This is a genomic window from Larkinella punicea (assembly GCF_003334855.1).
Taxonomy (GTDB): Bacteria; Bacteroidota; Bacteroidia; order Cytophagales; family Spirosomataceae; genus Larkinella; species Larkinella punicea.
In genome coordinates this window covers 87,424-106,228 of record NZ_QOWE01000030.1, presented here as the reverse complement: position 1 = coordinate 106,228, position 18,805 = coordinate 87,424, and the positions used below count along the sequence as shown (strand labels likewise).

Annotated in this window: 17 protein-coding genes and 1 tRNA gene; 12 read left to right on the top strand and 6 right to left on the bottom strand. The window is 52.0% G+C overall.

All coding sequences use genetic code 11. The features are described from left to right. Positions 1–215 precede the first annotated feature (215 nt). The 4 genes from DUE52_RS28250 to DUE52_RS28235 form a co-directional block, all read right to left on the bottom strand. Positions 216–1,448, bottom strand: coding sequence for a sulfite oxidase (locus DUE52_RS28250; RefSeq protein WP_114409448.1), 1,233 nt, complete (start codon positions 1,446–1,448; stop codon positions 216–218). 107 nt (positions 1,449–1,555) lie between these two features. After that, on the bottom strand, positions 1,556–2,839 hold the full coding sequence (locus DUE52_RS28245; RefSeq protein ID WP_114409447.1) for an adenylosuccinate synthase: 1,284 nt from the start codon (positions 2,837–2,839) through the stop codon (positions 1,556–1,558). Between the two features lie 93 nt (positions 2,840–2,932). After that, entirely contained in the window at positions 2,933–3,451 is a 519-nt protein-coding gene (locus DUE52_RS28240; protein WP_114409446.1) for a Fur family transcriptional regulator, read from the bottom strand. Between the two features lie 130 nt (positions 3,452–3,581). Next, positions 3,582–5,828 (bottom strand): RelA/SpoT family protein, encoded by a 2,247-nt coding sequence (locus DUE52_RS28235; RefSeq protein ID WP_114409445.1) that lies wholly within the window; start codon positions 5,826–5,828, stop codon positions 3,582–3,584. Between the two features lie 259 nt (positions 5,829–6,087). Here DUE52_RS28235 and DUE52_RS28230 point away from each other — a divergent pair. Continuing rightward, a tRNA-Leu gene (locus DUE52_RS28230) sits at positions 6,088–6,172 on the top strand. Positions 6,173–6,276: 104 nt separating this feature from the next. Continuing rightward, positions 6,277–7,635, top strand: a complete 1,359-nt coding sequence (gene tig, locus DUE52_RS28225) for a trigger factor (protein WP_114409444.1) — start codon at positions 6,277–6,279, stop codon at positions 7,633–7,635. Positions 7,636–7,793: 158 nt separating this feature from the next. Here tig and DUE52_RS28220 read toward each other — a convergent pair whose 3' ends face one another. Continuing rightward, on the bottom strand, positions 7,794–8,192 hold the full coding sequence (locus tag DUE52_RS28220; RefSeq protein ID WP_114409443.1) for a helix-turn-helix domain-containing protein: 399 nt from the start codon (positions 8,190–8,192) through the stop codon (positions 7,794–7,796). Positions 8,193–8,420: 228 nt separating this feature from the next. Here DUE52_RS28220 and DUE52_RS28215 point away from each other — a divergent pair, with 228 nt between their 5' ends. The 10 genes from DUE52_RS28215 (at position 8,421) to argB (ending at position 18,070) form a co-directional block, all read left to right on the top strand. Then, positions 8,421–9,095: a ClpP family protease gene (locus DUE52_RS28215; protein WP_114409442.1), complete on the top strand. Its 675-nt coding sequence runs from the start codon at positions 8,421–8,423 to the stop codon at positions 9,093–9,095. A 103-nt stretch (positions 9,096–9,198) separates the two neighbouring features. Beyond that, complete coding sequence (locus tag DUE52_RS28210) at positions 9,199–9,663, top strand: heme-binding domain-containing protein (RefSeq protein WP_114409441.1); 465 nt, start codon at positions 9,199–9,201, stop codon at positions 9,661–9,663. A gap of 240 nt (positions 9,664–9,903) precedes the next feature. After that, the gene (clpX, locus tag DUE52_RS28205) at positions 9,904–11,139 is read left to right on the top strand and encodes an ATP-dependent Clp protease ATP-binding subunit ClpX (RefSeq protein ID WP_114409440.1); all 1,236 of its coding nucleotides are present in this window, start codon (positions 9,904–9,906) and stop codon (positions 11,137–11,139) included. A 135-nt stretch (positions 11,140–11,274) separates the two neighbouring features. Next, on the top strand, positions 11,275–11,919 hold the full coding sequence (locus tag DUE52_RS32680; RefSeq protein ID WP_222930337.1) for a hypothetical protein: 645 nt from the start codon (positions 11,275–11,277) through the stop codon (positions 11,917–11,919). Positions 11,920–12,143: 224 nt separating this feature from the next. Next, positions 12,144–12,791, top strand: coding sequence for a hypothetical protein (locus DUE52_RS28195; protein WP_114409439.1), 648 nt, complete (start codon positions 12,144–12,146; stop codon positions 12,789–12,791). Between the two features lie 129 nt (positions 12,792–12,920). Then, the gene (locus DUE52_RS28190; RefSeq protein ID WP_229312339.1) at positions 12,921–13,652 is read left to right on the top strand and encodes an alpha/beta fold hydrolase; all 732 of its coding nucleotides are present in this window, start codon (positions 12,921–12,923) and stop codon (positions 13,650–13,652) included. A 215-nt stretch (positions 13,653–13,867) separates the two neighbouring features. Then, positions 13,868–15,025 (top strand): hypothetical protein, encoded by a 1,158-nt coding sequence (locus DUE52_RS28185; protein WP_114409437.1) that lies wholly within the window; start codon positions 13,868–13,870, stop codon positions 15,023–15,025. A gap of 147 nt (positions 15,026–15,172) precedes the next feature. After that, complete coding sequence (locus DUE52_RS28180) at positions 15,173–16,300, top strand: aspartate aminotransferase family protein (protein WP_114409436.1); 1,128 nt, start codon at positions 15,173–15,175, stop codon at positions 16,298–16,300. A 28-nt stretch (positions 16,301–16,328) separates the two neighbouring features. Beyond that, positions 16,329–17,276, top strand: a complete 948-nt coding sequence (locus DUE52_RS28175) for an N-acetylornithine carbamoyltransferase (RefSeq protein ID WP_114409435.1) — start codon at positions 16,329–16,331, stop codon at positions 17,274–17,276. Beyond that, positions 17,273–18,070, top strand: coding sequence for an acetylglutamate kinase (argB, locus tag DUE52_RS28170; RefSeq protein ID WP_114409434.1), 798 nt, complete (start codon positions 17,273–17,275; stop codon positions 18,068–18,070). Before DUE52_RS28175 ends, argB begins: the two co-directional genes overlap by 4 nt. Here the strand turns inward: argB and DUE52_RS28165 are convergent. Next, positions 18,067–18,600: a C40 family peptidase gene (locus DUE52_RS28165; protein WP_114409433.1), complete on the bottom strand. Its 534-nt coding sequence runs from the start codon at positions 18,598–18,600 to the stop codon at positions 18,067–18,069. The genes argB and DUE52_RS28165 overlap by 4 nt on opposite strands. Between the last annotated feature and the right edge of the window lie 205 nt (positions 18,601–18,805).

The window sequence follows — 18,805 nt, the reverse complement described above, 5'->3', positions numbered from 1 at the left end:
CGAAGCTAAAACCGACTGACTCTGAATAATTGGTTTATCCATCGCTTTTGAAAATCCAGTAGATCAAAGAACAACAAACTTTTAACTTTTTATCCCGTAAGGCCAAATCCTTCGTACAGTACTGATGTAAAATGATGAATGCTAAATGTAAAAGTGTTTCAAATCGAGCACTTTTACATTTAGCATTCATCATTTTACATTTGAAATTACTTTTTCTAAACCACCTTCACTGCAATCCGGTGGCAGGCGTTGTTGCAGTAGCCTTCCGGATTCCATTGGGGCATCACCATGGGCTGTGAAACGCCCGCATCGTCGACGGCTCGCGCCCAGATTTCATAGTAGCCTTTCTGCGGAAGTTTGAGTTCTGCCGTCCACTGCTGCCAGGCCAGCCGGTTTTTGGGGCTCTGGAGTTTGCAGGGTTGCCACGTACTGCCGAAATCGAAGGAAACCTGCATGGTTTTCACCGCCCGGTCGCCCGCCCAGGCGTGGCCGCGCAGGCTGATCGATTGACCCAGATCCACCATCGCCCCGGTTTTGGGAAACGTAATGAGGGATTTGACCGGCATGGATTCGATGATTTTGAACTGGTCTTCCGGCGGATCGACACCCGGCTGAACCGGATTGATCGGTACTTTGTAGCTTTTTCCCGTCATTTTCGCCCCATCGTGTACCTTGTTACGAATGGCGATGGTGTGCAGCCACTTGCCCGAAACCGAAGCCGGCCAACCACCAATCACCAGCCGCAACGGGTGGCCGTGCGTCAGTGGAATGTCCTTCCCATTCATGGCCCAGGCCACCAGCGTTTCGTCTTCCAGCGCTTTTTTGATCGGAACACCCCGCGAAATAACCGGTTTGGTCGGGTCCTGGCTGATGTGCAAATCTTTGCCGTAATATCCGATATAAACTGCATCATCTTTCAGGCCGACATCCGCCAGAATGTCTTTCAGCCGGACGCCGGTCCATTCCGCACAACTCACCGCACCGTCGCTCCACTGGTTTCCGGCGGTTTGGGGTGCGTATCCTGCCCGACCGTTCCCTCCGCATTCCAGCACCAACTGGTACGTATAGGTTTTAAATTTTGTCTTTAAATCACGCAGAGAATAGGTTTTAGCCGCTTTTACTGATTCGCCGTTGATGGTAAGCTTCCAGTTGGCAACATCGACATTCTCGGGAATCAGTCCATTGTTTCGGATGAACATTTTATCGGCGGGTGTAATGGCATCGTCGAGCAAATGGGCGGGTGGTTCAACGTTCCACGGTTTATCGTTCAGCACGATCAGATCCTTGTTTTTGATCAGCATCGGATTCGGTTCCTGAAAAGCAAGCGGAAGGTAACCGGTTGGCAGGCGGTCGGCGAAGGCGATTTTAGTGCCCAACATCCCGGCCATCGTGGCCAGCGTACTTTTTTTGAGGAAACCCCGACGGTTGAAGAGCGATGATCGATTCATGAAAGCAAATAAAAGGATTGGGTTGAATAGATCAAAAGTAATAAAAAAAGACCTACAGGGCGCTTTCGTCCTTGCAGGTCTCTCAAATCAGTAGTATAAACCGGGTGTTATACCACGGCTTCGCGGTGAATGATCGCGCCCCGATCCGGACCGGTCGAGATAAAGCTGATTGGCAGGCCCAGTTCGGCTTCTAAAAAGTCGATGTAAGCGGCCAGTTCGGTCGGAACCTCTTCGTACGTATGAAAGGTAGCCAGATCGGTTTTCCAGCCTTTAAATTCCTTGTAAATCGGAACGACGGCCGTATCACACAGGTCATAAGGCAGTTGTTCCGTAACTGTTCCGTCCGGCAACTGGTAATGCGTACAGATGTTGATGGTATCGAAAATGTTCAGAACATCGACCTTCATCATAATCAGTTGCGTCACGCCGTTGATCATGATGGCGTATTTCAGCGCGGGCAGGTCGAGCCAGCCACACCGGCGGGGGCGACCCGTCGTCGCGCCAAACTCCCGGCCTTCCGCCCGCATCTGTTCGCCGGTTTCGTCCGACAATTCGGTGGGGAAGGGGCCGCTGCCAACGCGGGTGCAATAGGCTTTGAAAATACCGAACACCTCACCGATTTGCCGGGGCGCAATGCCCAGGCCGGTGCAGGCACCCGCCGACATCGTGTTCGAACTGGTTACGAAAGGATAGGAGCCAAAATCAATGTCGAGCAGCGATCCCTGCGCACCTTCCGCCAGCACTTTCTGACCCGCACTCAGAGATCGGTTCACTTCGTATTCGCTTTCAACCAGTTGAAACTGCTTCATGAACTCCACGGCTTCGAAGAATTCCGCTTCGGCCTGTGGCAAAACCGACTGGTAATCAAACTGATGGTGATCCAGCGTAATCTTGTGGAGGTCAACCAGTTTGGTGTATTTGGCGCGGAAGTTCGGCGAAAGCACATCGCCTACGCGCAAGCCCTGACGGGCTACTTTGTCCTGGTACGTCGGGCCGATTCCGCGCAGGGTAGATCCGATTTTCGACTCGCCTTTGGACAGTTCATAAGCCGCATCCAGCAGGCGGTGGGTCGGCAGAATAATCGATGCTTTTTTAGAAATGAAGAGATTACGCGTCAGATCGAGCTTGTATTTGGCTAAACCGTCGATCTCTTTCCGGAACACGATCGGGTCGAGAACGACGCCGTTTCCGATGATATTTTTAATATCCGTCCGGAAAATTCCCGACGGAATCTGGTGCAGGACGTGCTTATAGCCGTCGAATTCCAGCGTATGACCGGCGTTCGGTCCACCCTGAAAACGGGCTACCACTTCGTACTGTGGGGCCAGTACATCCACTATTTTCCCCTTACCTTCGTCGCCCCATTGCAGGCCGAGTAATACATCTACCATAATAAAAATTTAAAAATGACTGCGTTCATCGAGTTAGGTTTTAGTCGTTGAAACGAAGTGTTTGGGCGTTATTTGCCCATAATTTAGTAATGACTACGAAACCAGCGGTTGTCCGCCGTGTTCCTGAAGATCTTTTTCTTCTTCGCTTTTGGACCGGTTTTCGCAATGGTCGCGCTGGCAGCTTCCATAGAAAATCAGCGAGTGGTGCATCACGTTGAATTTCAGCATATCGCCCACCAGCGACTGAATGTTCTGGACGCGGGGATCGCAGAACTCCATCACGTGGTGGCAATCCGTGCAGATAATATGATCGTGCTGCTTGTAACCGTACGACTTCTCGTATTGCGCCAGGTTTTTTCCGAACTGGTGTTTCGTTACCAGATCACAATCCACCAGCACATCGAGCGTGTTGTAAACCGTCGCCCGGCTGACCTGGTACTTTTTATTTTTCATCGAGATGTAGAGTTCATCGACATCAAAATGATCTTCACGGTTATAGATCTCTTCCAGAATAGCGAAGCGTTCCGGGGTCTTCCGCAGGGCTTTGCTTTCTAAATACGCCGTAAAAATTTTCTTTGCGGCATCGAGGTTGGCTTGTTTCGCTATGGGCATAACTTCACATTTATGAATTCCGGAGTTCGGCGTGTTGAGCTTAAGAAGCTGGCAGTAAAGTATATACGAGACTATTTACCCCCATATCCGTCCACTCCAAAATCCCAGAACTCGCTAATGCAGTACAAAATTAATCAAACCGGGCTACTTTCACGACTCCATCGACTTTTTCGAGTTTTTTCATCAATTCTTCGAGGTGACGGGTGTTGTGAACGTATAACTTCAGGGTGCCTTCAAAAATTCCGTCTTTCGAGTCAATCGTGATCGACCGGATGTTGATGTGCAGTTCGTTGCTGATGATTTTGGTTACGTCATTCACCAGACCTACGCGGTCGGTGCCCGTGATCCGCAAACCAGCCAGAAAAGCCAGATCGCGCTGCGACGTCCACTTGGCTTTGATAATCCGGTTGCCGTGGTTCGACATCAGTTCAACGGCATTCGGGCAGGTGGTCCGGTGGATCTTGATGCCTTCGTTTACCGTCACAAACCCGAAAACGTCGTCGCCCGAGATCGGATTGCAGCACTTTGCCAGCGTGTAATCGATCCGGTCCATGTCTTCGCCGATCAGCAGCATGTCGGCGTCGGCCCGCTCGCCGTGGAGTTTTTTCAGTTCTTTTTCAAACTGTTTTCCGTCCTGAAGCGTGTCGGTATTGAGTTTGTTCTGGCGGTTTTCCTTGGATTCCTTGTCCGATTTAAACCGCTTCAGTTCCTGAACATCAATGTGCCCCTTGCCGACGCGGTAAAAGAAATCGTTGGACGTTTTGGAACCGAAATACGCCCGAAGCTGATTCAGCACTTCGTTCGTCATTTCCAGACGAAGCGTTTTCAATTTTCTGGCCACGGCTTCGCGCCCGTCCGTAATGTGCTGTTTGTTCTCCTCCTTGATGAGGTCTTTGATCTTGGTTTTGGCTTTCGATGTCACCACAAACCGCAGCCAGTCCTCGTTCGGTTTTTGTTTGTTGGAGGTAATGATCTCAACCTGATCGCCATTGTTCAGCACGTGGCTGAGCGGCACCAGCGTCGTATTGACCTTGGCCGCCATACACCGCGCCCCAATCTGGGTGTGAATGTCGAAGGCAAAATCCAGTGCCGTGGCTCCCCGCTGCAAAACCTTTAAGTCACCTTTGGGCGTAAAGACGAATACTTCCTCGCTGTACAGGTTACTCCGGAAATCGTCCAGAAACTCGATGGCACCGGTTTTTTCGTTGCTGGCCGATTCGAGCATTTCGCGCACCTGACTGATCCAGGTTTCGATGCCGCGCCCGGTCTGGGTTTCGTTGCCTTTGTATTTCCAGTGAGCCGCATAGCCCTTTTCGGCGATTTCGTTCATGCGGGCCGTCCGGATCTGTACTTCTACCCACTGCCCGGCTTTGCTCATCACCGTGGTGTGCAACGACTCGTAGCCGTTGGCGCGGGGGGTGCTGATCCAGTCTTTCAACCGGTCGGGATTGGGCTTGTAATGATCCGTTACGACGGAGTAGGCCTGCCAGCAACCGGCTTTTTCGCTTTCGGGCGGCACATTCAGAATGATCCGGATGGCAAACAGATCGAAGATTTCCTCGAACGGTTTTTTCTGCTTGCTGAGCTTGTTATAGATGGAATAAATGGACTTGGGGCGGCCTTTCACCACAAAATCGTAGCCCATTTCTTTCAAATCTTCCTCAATCGGCTCAATAAAGCGGGCGATGAAGCGATCCCGGGCGGTTTTGGTTTCCCGCAGTTTCCGGGCAATGTCCTTATAGGCTTCCGGTTCGGCATATTTTAAGTACAGATCTTCCAGTTCTGACTTGATCGCGTTCAACCCCAGCCGGTGGGCCAGCGGGGCGTAGATGTAAATCGTTTCGGAAGCAATTTTGAGCTGTTTGTCGCGGGGCATCGAGTCGAGCGTCCGCATGTTGTGCAACCGGTCGGCCAGTTTGATCAGGATCACCCGCACATCGTCCGACAACGTCAGCAGCATCTTGCGGAAGTTCTCGGCCTGTTGCGAAGTGCCGTATTCGAATTTTCCCGAAATCTTGGTCAGGCCGTCGATGATTCGGGCAACCTTCGGACCGAAGAGCCGGTCGATGTCGGCAATCGTCATGTCGGTATCCTCCACGACATCGTGCAGCAGGGCGGCAACGATGGAGGTGGTCCCCAATCCGATTTCTTCAACGGCAATCTGGGCAACGGCGAGCGGGTGATAGATATACGGTTCGCCCGACCGCCTGCGCATGCTCTGATGGGCTTCCAGGGATGTATTGAACGCCTTTTTGATCAATTTGGCGTCATTATCCTTCAACATCGGTTTCGCTTCCCGCAGCAACCGGCGGTAGCACTTCAAAATTTCTTTCCGTTCCTGGTCAAGGTCAATGACCGGTTCAGCGGTTATGTCCATAGGGGTGCGTCCTTCTTCTTGGGTTATAAGCTGCATCACTTTCGGCTACAGGATATACATTAATATTAGAAAACTGGCTCAGCAAATCAAAGGAATAGTTAGAAAAAATAATCCTCGTTCAGGAAGTGGTTGTTCAATACAGAAATCATTTGTACTTTTGCAGGCCAAAAATAGTTTGGGAGTTAGAACATGACGGGCTTCGGGCGTGAATAGAGAACGCTTCATTCCCCTAACGACTAAAAAACCAAACTAGATATTCGCGGGCGTGGCGAAATTGGTAGACGTGCCAGACTTAGGATCTGGTGCCGCAAGGCATGGGGGTTCGAGTCCCTCCGCCCGTACCAAATTTTGAATGAGTGAATGAGTGAATGAGTGAATAAATCCTTCGGGGTTATGTTCCGTAACCATTCATTCATTCACTCATTCTTTCATTCAAAATTGTTGCATCGTGGAAATTGCATTAGAAAAATCAACGGAAACCAACGCTTCGCTGAAAATCAAGCTATCGAAAAGCGACTATCAGCCGGAAGTAGATAAGAAATTGAAAGACTACGGACGTCGGGCCAGCATCAAAGGGTTCCGTCCGGGCAAAGTGCCGACGTCGTTGATTCAGAAAATGTACGGCAAAAGCGTGCTGGTGGAAGAAATCAACGAGTTGTTGAAAAACACGGTTAGTAACTACATCCGCGATAATAAACTGCAAGTGGTTGGTGATCCGTTGCCCGACCGCGAGCAGGCTGATGCCATCGACTGGGATAGTCAGAATGAGTTTGAATTCAATTATAACATCGGCCTGGCTTCAGATTTTGAAGTTGATTTCGACGCCTTGCCACCCGTACCGTCTTACGAGATTCAAGCGGGTGAAACCGAGTTGAATTCGGCCATCGAAGAACTGAAAACCCGGTTTAGCGGTCAGGCGCACGTCGAAGAATCGGCTGAGGGCGACATGATTTATGGTGAACTGAAGCAACAGGCGAAAGAAGACGGCGAACCGTTTGCCACCAAAACCGCCTTTCCAACCAAGCAAATCGCAGCCGAAGAACTGCCGAAATTTGTAGGTCTGAAAAAAGGCGATACCGTTACCTTCGATATTCAGAAAACGTTTGCGGACGAGAAAGCCCGCGGGCTGGCTACCGGCCTGAAAGGCGAAGAAGCGGCCAATCTGGAAGGTGAATTTACCTTTACTGTCGATGACATTACCCGCAGCGAACCGGCGGAAATCGGCCAGGAGTTTTTCGATAAAGTGTTGGGGAAAGATGCCGTTGAAACGGAAGAACAGTTCCGCGAAAAAGTGCTGGAAGTGATCAAAGGCAACTACGGACGCGAGTCGGCAACGCTGGAACGTCTTGATATTGAGCAGGCTTTGCTGGATAACATCACCATCGAACTGCCGGACGATTTCCTGAAACAGTGGCTACTGGCTACCAACGAAGGCAGTGTGACGGAAGCAGAAGTGGAAGAGCAATACGACGCCTTTGCCCGTTCGGTGAAACTGCAACTGATCAAAAACAAAATTGCCAGCCAGAACGAGATCAACGTGACCTACGAAGACGTGATGAACGTGACGCGGGGCATGGTGCGCGAGCAGTTTGGCTTCTACGGCGATGATGAGTCGATGAACCAAAGCATCGATAAAATTGCCCAGCAGTATTTGATGGATGAAAAAGGCGAAAATTACATGAAAATGTATAACCGCCTGTCCGACGATAAAGTGATCGAGTTGATCAAAAGCAAATTGACGCTGGAGCCGCGGACGGTTTCGGTGGATGAGTTTAAAGAACTCGTGAGCACGCGTCAGCCGGTGTAATATTCACCCTGTCAGCGCCCACCCTGTTAGCGCCGGGCCGACGTTTCGGTCGAAGACCCTGACAGCGGTGGAGGTGTTGTTCAAAGGATCGGGTTTTAATTCCCACCGCTGTCAGGGTCTTCGACCGAAACGTCGGCCCGGCGCTAACAGGGTGGGGATTAGAACCCGATTCGGTTTCGGTCGGTGGGTGGAACGAGATGGCGGACGACCTCGACCAGGGCGATGTCTTCGGCTTTCCGTTTCCAGTAGGCCACTTCCATTCGCAGCTTTTCGATTTCCAGGTCTTTCCGCTCCTGCGCGGATTTCAGCGTTTCGACCTGGTGAACCACTTCGGCCGGGTACAATTCTTGGTGGGGCTGGATTTCTCCCGACAGCAATTGGGCGGCCGTGGTGCCGAGTGCCGTTGCAATTTGCTGCAAGCGCGAGAGCGTTACATCCGTTTTTCCCCGCTCAATGTCCCCGTAAGCGGTGGTGGAGAGGCCCAGCATATCGGCCATATTTTCCTGCGAATACCCCTTCTGTTGGCGCAGCAAACGGATTTGGGAACTTATAGTCATGGCGTCTCAAGAAATTCTGATAATATAATAAGTCAAACCGACTATCAAAACCGGGTTTGATTGCCCATTTTTGTATCGTAACACGGACAAAGGGGAAGTTGGTTTCAAAACCGGTTTTCAGTCATCAACCTGCCTTTGTTCCGGAAAAAAAAACGAAGGCTGACAACCGGATACCAGAGAGTGCGTTAAGTTTGTATTTTCGTTGCGCTAAACAGAAGAATAATCAGTATGAATCAAGGAAATGAATTCCGCAAATTTGCCGTTCACCACATGGGTCTGAACGGGTTGACGGTAGATGGCTACGTAAACCATACCGTTGAAAATATGACCCGCTCCGTGATTGAAGAACGTCCGATGAACTTCCGCGAAGTCGACGTTTTCTCGCGGCTGATGGCCGACCGGATCATCTTCATGGGGATGGGCGTTGATGATAACATCGCCAACATCATTGTCGCACAGTTGCTTTTCCTGGAATCTGCCGACCCGAAAAAGGATATCCTGATGTACATCAACAGCCCCGGTGGCTCGGTGTATGCCGGTTTGGGAATTTATGACACCATGCAGTATGTCCGGCCCGACGTCGCCACGGTTTGTACGAGCCTGGCCGCTTCGATGGGTGCGGTATTGCTTTGTGGAGGAGCCGCCGGCAAACGGTCGGCACTGCCCCACGCCCGGGTGATGATTCACCAGCCGTCGGGGGGCGCCCAGGGCCAGTCGGTCGATATTGAAATTACCGCCCGTGAAATCGTAAAACTGCGGGATGAACTCTACGAAATCATCGCAGATCACTCCGGAAAAACGAAGGAGCAAATCGAAAAAGACTCCGACCGCGACAAGTGGTTCCGGGCTGAAGAAGCCAAGGAATATGGCCTGATCGATGAGGTATTGCGTCGGGAGAAGTAAGAGTCGGAAGAATCGAATACCCAAAACGGAAACTGTCTGCGACGGTTTCCGTTTTTTTTATCGGGAAAGTCACTATTTTAGCGTCTTCCTCTAAACTACGGCTATGAAAAAGAATATCCTGATCGGACTTGTCGTGTTATTCATTGGTATTCAATTTATTCGGCCCGAAAAAAATGAAGGATCCGCAGATACACCCCAGGACGTCACCCATTTTGTAACGGTGCCGGATGCGGTAATGACCACCCTGAAACAGGCGTGCTACGATTGCCATTCCAACCACACGAGGTATCCCTGGTATGCGAGCATCAGTCCGGTGAGCCTGTGGCTGGCCAATCACGTCGATGAGGGAAAGAGCGAATTGAATTTCTCCAATTTTGCCCAGTACGACAAAAAGCGCATGGATCACAAACTGGAAGAAATGGCGGAAGAAGTGGAGGAAGGTCATATGCCCTTGCCGGCCTATACGCTGATTCATCAGGATGCCAAATTGAGCGAAGCCCAGCAGCAACTGCTTGTCGAATGGGTCAAAACAGAGCGGGCGCGGCTGGGGGTCATTCCCGAAAAATAAAAAGCCGCCACAAAAAGTGGCCTGATTACGGTGCAAAACCGGGTTCTGTTTGGTTTGCAATCCCGTATCGTTTTCTGAATGCACCCTCATCAATTACCCAACCGAATTTTCTAGTATATTTGTTTTGGCACGACCTGGTTCCCCCAATGGGTCCTGCTTTTTTATCAGTTGAGCCGGAACCCGGCGGCTGATACCCAACGTTAAGCGAAAACGCGATCTAAATCGTTTAGAAAAATTTTTATGCCACAAGTGAGCTGTTCGTTCTGCGGACGACGGAAAAACGAGGTGTCCCTCCTGCTGTCGGGCATCGATGCCCATATTTGTAACTTCTGCATCGAGCAGGGCCATCAGGTGGTGCTGGAAGAAACCAAACCCAAACGGTCGAACCCGGAAGACCGCCCCAACTTCAATCTCATCAAACCGATGGAGATGAAAAGTTACCTGGATCAATACATCATTGGGCAGGACGAGGCCAAAAAAGTGATGACCGTTGCCGTTTACAACCACTACAAACGGTTGATGCAGCCGCCAACGGACGACGAAATTCAGATTGAAAAATCGAATATTGTGATGGTCGGGGATACGGGAACCGGCAAAACCTATCTGGCGCGGACCATCGCCAAAATTTTGCAGGTGCCTTTCTGCATTGCCGACGCCACGGTCATTACCGAAGCCGGGTATGTGGGCGAAGATGTGGAAACCATTCTGACGCGTTTGTTGCAAGCCGCCGACTACAACGTCGAGAACGCCGAGCGGGGCATCGTTTACATCGACGAAATCGACAAAATTGCCCGGAAATCGGACAATCCGTCCATCACCCGCGACGTGAGCGGGGAAGGCGTACAACAGGCGATGTTGAAGCTGCTCGAAGGGTCCATCGTCAATGTGCCACCCCAGGGCGGGCGCAAACATCCCGACCAGCGCATGATTGCCCTCAACACCGAAAACATCCTGTTCATCTGCGGAGGAGCCTTTGACGGCATCGACCGGCACATTGGCAAACGCGTCAATGCCCGGCCCATCGGTTTTTCGGGTGGCCGCCGGTTGAACGAATCGCTGGAACGCGCGCATTTGATGCGGCACGTATCGGCGCAGGATCTGAAATCATTCGGTCTGATTCCGGAATTAATTGGCCGTTTACCCGTTCTGACCTACCTCGAACCCCTCAGCCCGGAAGCACTGCGCCGGATTTTGACGGAACCCAAAAACGCCATCACGAAACAGTATGCCAAGCTGTTTCAGATGGAAGACATTCAGTTGTACTGGGACGATCTGGCCCTCGATTACGTAGTCGATCAGGCGATGGTGTATAACCTGGGAGCCAGGGGATTACGCTCGATCTGCGAGTCGATCATTACGGATGCCATGTATGAGCTTCCCTCAACGAAGGAAGTGAAGGAATTGACCATCACGGTCGACTACGCCCGGGAGAAATTCGGGAAGTCGTCGCTGCACGTACTGCGGTCAGCCGCCTAGCCCGACGGACTGGAACCGGAATAGACCCGGTTCCAGTCCGTCAGATTTTTTTTGGGAAACAGAACAAATACGGTTTTGGGAAGTTTTGGATACGAAGCAACCATCATGCTTCATTAAAACCTCAATTATACCCGTATGAAAACTTCTTCCCGAAACGTGATTTACGCGTTGATCGCCACGGTTTTATTCAGTGCCTGCAGCCGCCCGTATGCCACCTACCAGAAAATGCCCGTCGAGCATTATGGCAGCCGGAAAACCCAAACCCCGGTAGCTGTGCCCACTGAAACGGTTCTGGCGACAACCCCTCCGGAGGCAGTAAGTTCTCCTTCGCTTTCTCAACCCATTGCTGCCAGTCCACAGGTAGCCGTCGTCAACACACCGTCAGCGGATGTAGCAAAAGCCAAAGCGGCAGTTGATCAGGTCGTAGCCAGCAGCACCAATAAGGTAACGAGCAATAAGCTACAGAAAAGCATGGCCCGCATCCAGAAAATGCTGGGAGCAGAAACCACGCAAACAGCCATGGAGGCCCGCAAAGCCGGTGTGGCCAAGAAGCCCAATCTGGCCGAACGCTTGATGTTGAAAAATGTCGATAAAAAAATCAAGAAAACGCTTGCTCCCAATAATCCCAATGCACCCAAAGCCGTCAACGTCATCGTGACCGTGGGCGCCATTGTTGCTCTGATTGGTTTGATTTTATACCTGGCCACGACTTCCAATGCAATCGGAATCACCCTGCTGGTCGTCGGGTTGGTGTTGTTACTGGTCGGATTGATCGTCTGACGGAACGTATAAACGCGCCCGGTTTCAAGAACCGGGCGCGTTGCATTTCCGCCATTCTGGCGTGAAATGACCGTTTTTAAGTGCGGTAAATAAATTTACCCGTTTGCCTGTAGACTTTTTTGTAAAAAGTAGAGTCAAGTTTTGCAGGGATGCTAATCATTCTGCTTTTTTGCCCCCAGTTACAACGAATACACATTACTCATCTAATCTCCATTTTACATTTCATGAGAACATTTTCCAAACTGGCAGTGTATGCACTGCTTTCTTCAGCTTTGTTGAGTGCCTGTAGCCGTCCCTATGCTACCTATCAGAAAATGCCGGTCGAACGCTTTGGCAGCCGTCAGGAAGTTCCTGCGGTTCAGGCCACACCGACCCCGGCGGAAGACGTAGCGGTGGCAGCGGTAGAAACCCCGGCCCTGACGCCCGCTGAGCAGGCAATACCCCTGACTACGGCGGCAGCGCTGAAAAACGTTGAGCAGAAGCTCCAGGAAACCGTTGCTCGTAATGATAATAAACTGGCTGGTAACAAAAAGCTGGAGAAGCGGATGGCCCGCGTTCAAACCATGCTGGCGGAAGCAAGTGCCAAAGCCGCTACCACGACCACAAAAGCATCGGCTTCAGCATTGACCACGACGCACAAAATGAATCTGGCGGAGCGGATGATGATGAAGAAAATCGACAAGAAAATCAAAAATTCGCTGGCACCGGACGAAGCAAAAGCCATGAGCCGGACGCTCCGGGCGGGTGTTATTCTCGGCGTGGTTGGTTTGATTTTAGTTATTTTGGGAATTCCGGTCTTGTCGTTGCTTGGTCTTTTAGCACTGATTGCCGGTCTGGTGCTGATTCTGGTGGACGTGCTCGCCCAAGCGTAGCGAATCGCACCCGATTCAGTCTTAAACACAAACAATTTTGGCGTAGTAATCGACTTCCGGGTTGGCTACTGCGCCAAACTGTTTTCAGACTTCCCGGTTACTATCTGTACACACCTTAAAAGCAATGGAATGATGAGTGAGAAACCGGTTATTGTATTGATTCACGGCCACGGCGTCGATGCGGCCATCTGGAACGCAATCTATGACGAGCTGACTACCCACTACCGCATTATAAAACCCGATTTTTCGGAACAAACCCGCCACGAATCGATGGATGCTTACGCCGAGGACCTGTTTAGTCTTCTGCAATCGTCGGAAATCGAATCGTGCGTACTGGTTGGACATTCGATGGGGGGCTACATTGCACTGGCTTTTGCCGAACAGCATCCGGAACGGGTTAGCGGTCTGGTGTTGCTCAATTCAACGGCTTTTGCCGACGATGAAGCCAAGAAACAAGCCCGGCAGAAAGCCGTCGACACCATGCAGGCCAACGGTTCAGCACCTTTTATCGCCCAAACCGTTCCTAAAATGTTCGGGGAAACATTCAGCAAAAACCATACGGATGTGGTGCAACAGTCCGTACAGCAGTATTCGACACTCCCGGCAGAAGCCCTCATTGCGGGGGTGAAGGCCATGGCTTCGCGCCCCGATCGGACGGCGGTTTTGAAAGCGGCCGCTTTTCCGGTATTGATTATGGCGGGGCAGCAGGATCAGATCGTACCGATTGAAAAAAGCCGGGAATTGTTCACCGCGGTTCCCAATGCGAAAACCGTTGTCCTGGAAAATGCCGGTCATCTGGGCATGATCGAAAGTCCGGACGACGTGATAACGGCCATCCGGGACTTCGCGGCTGGTTTGTAACGACACGATTGAATGAATCCGAAGCGGTATGGGGGAAACCTGATACCGCTTTTCATTTTATGGCAACCGGAACGGAAAAAGCATAAATGCCGGATGACCGATAAATAAATCACCCGACTGGTTTTGTGGGGTTTGCGATACCTTTAGCCCCATATCTACGGATGGAAGTCATGTCGGAACCCGCAATTCACCACACCCCTTTACGCACCAGACGCATGCCCACGGTCGCCGATGTCGAACGGATTGCCGCCCTAAGCGACCCGGTGGTTCGCAACCTGCAGATTACGCAGTGTTACCACGAACTTTCGTCGGTTTTTGCCGAACGCTCCGGCGCAGGAGCCAACTGGTGTACCTACGCCACCTGGGCTTCGAAACAGGCCGGTCAAACCATCCGCCGGGAGGATGTGGTTCGGGAACTGGAAGCCCGTTTACGCATTCAGTCGGAAGCCGGTGAGGCCATTCAGAAAATCATTGGTCTGGTGCGGCAACTGGGGGCCAAACAGAAACCGGACGCCATTCGCACCCTTATCTGGAACACCGTCGTCATGACCGCGCTCAACCGGGCGAGCGAGGCCGTGAGCCGGGGAAACCGGAAGGTGTTCATTGAAATCGGGCGCGAGTTTGCGCGGTTTATAGCGATTTGCCAGCCTGATCCGGTTTACAATCCGGCTCATCTCGAACAGTTTTTACGGGAACTTCGGCCCGGCAACCCACCCGAGGGGCAGCAATACCTTCGGCAGGCTTTTACGTCGTATTACCAGTCCTGGTTTGAAAATGATCCGAAGCAACAGGCCGAACTCCGGTTGCTGGCGAATCTCCAGATCGGGTTTCATGAACAAACCCGTTTGCAACCCGAAATTGCCGAATCGCTCAACATGGCTCCCATTGATCCGGCGGTGCTGAAAAACCGCCTGATGGAACTGGTGTTTCCGGCGGGCAGTGTGCTGGGCCGAATGCGGTTGTTTTTTCTGGAAACCATCGGCCAGATTGCCCCCCTGGACCGCGCCATCGAATCGCTGGTCGCGGCCATCCACCAGCAAATTCGGCTGGTGGTGACCGAACAACTGATGACGATGTCCTTTCCGCCCAATGTGCGCCTGCGGCTGGGCCGCGATTTGCTGGTGGACTTTCCGGCCTCGCTCCGGCTGATTACCAATGCGGATTTGCAAACGCTGCTGCTGCAAATCGACCCCACAGCCAACAGCTTGCTGGAAACCGGCGCGCGCGACTGGGCCGATCTGCCCGAGCGGATTCATTTCATTGCCGACCTTTTCCGCTGCTACCACGAATCGGCGGCTCTGTACGAAGCCCCCTTTTCGCCCGATCAGGTGGCGGTTCTGGAGACCGGTAAACGACCAACCGGCCGACTTTGAACCTCTGTCCGCCATTGATGGTTATCAAAAGCAGGCAGTCAGGCCTGCTTTTTACATTTTTAGCAACGATTTATCATCAGAATGCGTAAAATTGCAGGCTGAAAATCAAGTACCTGAAATTAGTAATTCGCTTAATCCAGTTTCAAAATGCTTTTCAACGTCTATCCGCTCTACGACATCGAACCCATTCGGGCGCAGGGCAGCTATTTATGGGACACCAAGGGGGATCGTTATCTCGACTTATACGGTGGTCACGCGGTTATTTCAGTCGGCCATACCCATCCCAAATACGTCAGGGCGTTGACGGAGCAGTTGAACCGGATTTCGTTCTATTCCAATTCGGTACGGATTCGGCAGCAGGAAGAATTGTCGGAAAAACTGGGCACCCTGTCGGGCTACCCGGATTATGCGCTGTTTTTGTGCAATTCCGGGGCCGAAGCCAACGAGAATGCCCTGAAACTGGCGTCGTTCCATACGGGTCGTAAAAACGTGGTGGCTTTCAAAAAGTCGTTCCACGGCCGGACCGCCGGAGCCGTAGCGGCTACGGATAACCCGTCCATCGTGGCCCCCATTAATTATAATGAACACGTTACGTTCCTGCCGTTCAACGACATCGAAGCGGCTCAGAGCGGTATTACCGACGAAACCTGTGCTGTCATCATCGAAGGCATTCAGGGCGTTGGCGGGATTCAGGTCGCTTCCGATGCGTTTCTGCAAGCCCTGCGTCAGAAGTGTGACGAAACTGGTGCCATTTTGATCCTGGACGCGGTTCAGTGCGGTTATGGTCGTTCGGGCAAGTTCTTCTCCCACCAGTTCAGCGGCATCACGCCTGATCTGATCACGATGGCGAAGGGCATGGGCAACGGTTTTCCGATTGGCGGGGTGCTGATTTCGCCAAAATTCAAAGCAACCTACGGTTTGCTCGGAACCACCTTCGGCGGCAACCACCTGGCCTGTACGGCGGGCATTGCGGTTTTGGACATCATGCAGGAAGAGAATTTGATCGAAAATGCTGCCCAAATCGGCGAATACATCATGGACGGCGTTCGGCAGATTGGCGGTTACAAAGACCTGCGGGGCCGGGGTCTGATGATCGGAATCGAGTATGATTTCCCGGTCGAATCATTGCGGAATTCGTTGCTGTTCGAACACCGCATTTTTACGGGCGTTGCGGGAAAAAACACCATTCGCCTGCTGCCTTCGCTGGCGCTGGGCCGCGAGGAAGTCGATGTATTTCTGGAAGCATTGAGCAAAGAAGTGCGCGTAGTTTCTTAACCGCTTAAACCTGACTCTGCTACTAGAAATGACCAATTTTTTAGCGTACGACGACGTAACCGATTTGAATACCCTCATTCAGGAGGGATTGAATGCCAAACAGAATCCTTTTGCCGATCAGTCGCTGGGCCACAACAAAACGATTGGCCTGATCTTCTTCAATTCCAGTTTACGGACCCGCATGAGCACCCAAAAAGCCGCTCAGAACCTCGGCATGAACGTGATCATGATGAACGTGGGGCAGGATAGCTGGGGGCTGGAGATGGAGGAAGGAACCGTCATGGACGGCGACAAAGCCGAACACGTGAAGGAAGCGGCTGCGGTGGTCGGGAAATATTGCGACATTGTGGCCGTTCGGGCCTTTGCCGGCCTGAAAGACCGCGAACAGGATTACCGGGAAGTGGTGATGAACCAGTTCAAAAAATACGCTGGTGTTCCGATCATCAATCTCGAATCGGCCACGCGCCATCCGCTGCAATCCCTGGCCGACTGCATCACTATCGAAGAGTTCAAAGTCCGGAAACGTCCTAAAATCGTGTTGACGTGGCTCCCGCATTTCAAACCGCTTCCGCAGGCCGTGGCCAACTCGTTTTGCGAGTGGATCAACCACACGGACGCCGAGTTTGTGGTGACGCATCCCGAAGGCTACGACCTGGCGCCGGAGTTTGTCGGCAACGCCCGCGTATCCTACAACCAGGACGAAGCCTTTGAAGGCGCCGATTTTATCTACGGCAAAAACTGGTCCTCCTACCAGCAATATGGACAGGTGTTGACCCAGGATGCGTCGTGGATGGTGACCATGGATAAAATGAAGCTGACCGACAACGGTAAATTCATGCACTGCCTGCCGGTTCGGCGCAACATGAAAGTAACGGATGAGGTGCTGGACAGCCCGCAATCGCTCGTGATCGAACAGGCCGCCAACCGGGAATGGTCGGCGCAGGCGGTATTGAAAGGCGTATTGCAAGGATTATGAACAGTCTGACAATCATTAAAATAGGCGGAAACGTCATCGACAATCCCGATGCGCTGACCCATTTTCTCGCTTCGTTTCGCGGGATTCACGGGCACAAAATTCTCATCCACGGGGGCGGAAAAATTGCGACGCAGGTCGCCGAAAAGCTGGGTATTTCGACCACGATGGTCGAGGGTCGCCGGATTACGGACCAGCCGATGCTCGATGTCGTAACGATGGTGTATGGCGGACTGGTCAACAAGCAGATTGTGGCGAAGTTACAGGCCCTTGGCGTCGATGCCATCGGGTTGACCGGCGCGGATGCCAATACCGTGCTTTCGAAAAAGCGGGCGGTTGGGGCCATCGACTACGGTTTTGTTGGCGATATTGAAGAGGTCAACTCCGGCCAGATCCAGTATTTTGTCCGGCAGAATCTGACCCCGGTTTTTGCGCCCCTGACCTACGACCGCACCGGAAGTTTGCTGAATACGAATGCCGACACCATGGCATCGGCGATTGCGGTGGATATGGTGATTCGCAACGAGGTGACGCTGGTGTATTGCTTCGAAAAAAAGGGGGTTTTATCCGATCCGGACAACGACGACAGCGTGATTACCGAACTAACGCCCGAAAGCTACGCCGACTACAAAAGCCAGGGAGTCATCAACAAGGGCATGATTCCCAAGTTGGACAACGCCTTCAAAGCGGTGGAAAAGGGGGTGAAACGCGTCATTATCTGCCACGCCAACCAGGTGGCCGAAGCCGTGAGCGGGAGTGGTGTCGGCACGGTTTTGCGTTTGGGCGTTCCTGCCTAGCCAACCACCCGCCGGATGCCGACGTACCGTTGCTGGTAGTAGCTGGCGTGCAGCCAGTCGTAACGCACGCCACCGTTCCAGGCCGAATGGATGAACTTGATGCGGTCGCCCACAATCTCGACAATCATGCCGACGTGCCCGATGTGACGGTCGCGCGAACTGTGGCCTTTGAAGAAAATGAGGTCGCCGGGGCGGGCTACATCCTGATCAATTTTGACGCCGACGTTGCCCTGAGCGGCACTGGAATGCGGTAAGGTAATCCCAAATTTACTGAAACAAAACCGGGTGAAGCCGGAACAATCGAAGCCGCGGGGGGACGAACCGCCGGAGCGATACCGCGAAGAAATGTATTTTTTGGCGTAGCCGAGAATGTCGTGAACCAGGGGAATCCGCTCGTAAAAAGAAGTTGAGTCTGCGACGACTGGTGGTTTTGTCGAATGTTTTTTAACGATTCGTTTTAGCGGGCTATGGGCTTGAGCAATGCCAAACGAGACAACGCAAAGCGCCGTCAGGAGCACTTTTCTAATCATAAATTAGTAGGTCAAGTCAAGTTTCGATTTCTAAAAATAGAACCGTTTGCTAAAAAGTCCAAACAATTTACTGCTTTTTACGCAGTGGTAACAAATAAATAATGGCAGGCTTTTTGACTACAACAGGCGTAGGCGTACGGCTAAACCGCTGAGAGCAAGCGTGTTTTGGAGCCCATTAGGGTAGAAAAAATAGAGGAGAACTCGA

Excerpts from the sequence above, each read along its gene's own strand:
- DUE52_RS28250 (WP_114409448.1), bottom strand. The coding sequence starts at position 1,448 with ATGAATCGATCATCGCTCTTCAACCGTCGGGGTTTCCTCAAAAAAAGT.
- DUE52_RS28245 (WP_114409447.1), bottom strand. The coding sequence starts at position 2,839 with ATGGTAGATGTATTACTCGGCCTGCAATGGGGCGACGAAGGTAAGGGG.
- DUE52_RS28240 (WP_114409446.1), bottom strand. The coding sequence starts at position 3,451 with ATGCCCATAGCGAAACAAGCCAACCTCGATGCCGCAAAGAAAATTTTT.
- DUE52_RS28235 (WP_114409445.1), bottom strand. The coding sequence starts at position 5,828 with ATGGACATAACCGCTGAACCGGTCATTGACCTTGACCAGGAACGGAAA.
- DUE52_RS28220 (WP_114409443.1), bottom strand. The coding sequence starts at position 8,192 with ATGACTATAAGTTCCCAAATCCGTTTGCTGCGCCAACAGAAGGGGTAT.
- DUE52_RS28215 (WP_114409442.1), top strand. The coding sequence starts at position 8,421 with ATGAATCAAGGAAATGAATTCCGCAAATTTGCCGTTCACCACATGGGT.
- DUE52_RS28210 (WP_114409441.1), top strand. The coding sequence starts at position 9,199 with ATGAAAAAGAATATCCTGATCGGACTTGTCGTGTTATTCATTGGTATT.
- clpX (WP_114409440.1), top strand. The coding sequence starts at position 9,904 with ATGCCACAAGTGAGCTGTTCGTTCTGCGGACGACGGAAAAACGAGGTG.
- DUE52_RS32680 (WP_222930337.1), top strand. The coding sequence starts at position 11,275 with ATGAAAACTTCTTCCCGAAACGTGATTTACGCGTTGATCGCCACGGTT.
- DUE52_RS28195 (WP_114409439.1), top strand. The coding sequence starts at position 12,144 with ATGAGAACATTTTCCAAACTGGCAGTGTATGCACTGCTTTCTTCAGCT.
- DUE52_RS28190 (WP_229312339.1), top strand. The coding sequence starts at position 12,921 with ATGATGAGTGAGAAACCGGTTATTGTATTGATTCACGGCCACGGCGTC.
- DUE52_RS28185 (WP_114409437.1), top strand. The coding sequence starts at position 13,868 with ATGCCCACGGTCGCCGATGTCGAACGGATTGCCGCCCTAAGCGACCCG.
- DUE52_RS28180 (WP_114409436.1), top strand. The coding sequence starts at position 15,173 with ATGCTTTTCAACGTCTATCCGCTCTACGACATCGAACCCATTCGGGCG.
- DUE52_RS28175 (WP_114409435.1), top strand. The coding sequence starts at position 16,329 with ATGACCAATTTTTTAGCGTACGACGACGTAACCGATTTGAATACCCTC.
- argB (WP_114409434.1), top strand. The coding sequence starts at position 17,273 with ATGAACAGTCTGACAATCATTAAAATAGGCGGAAACGTCATCGACAAT.
- DUE52_RS28165 (WP_114409433.1), bottom strand. The coding sequence starts at position 18,600 with ATGATTAGAAAAGTGCTCCTGACGGCGCTTTGCGTTGTCTCGTTTGGC.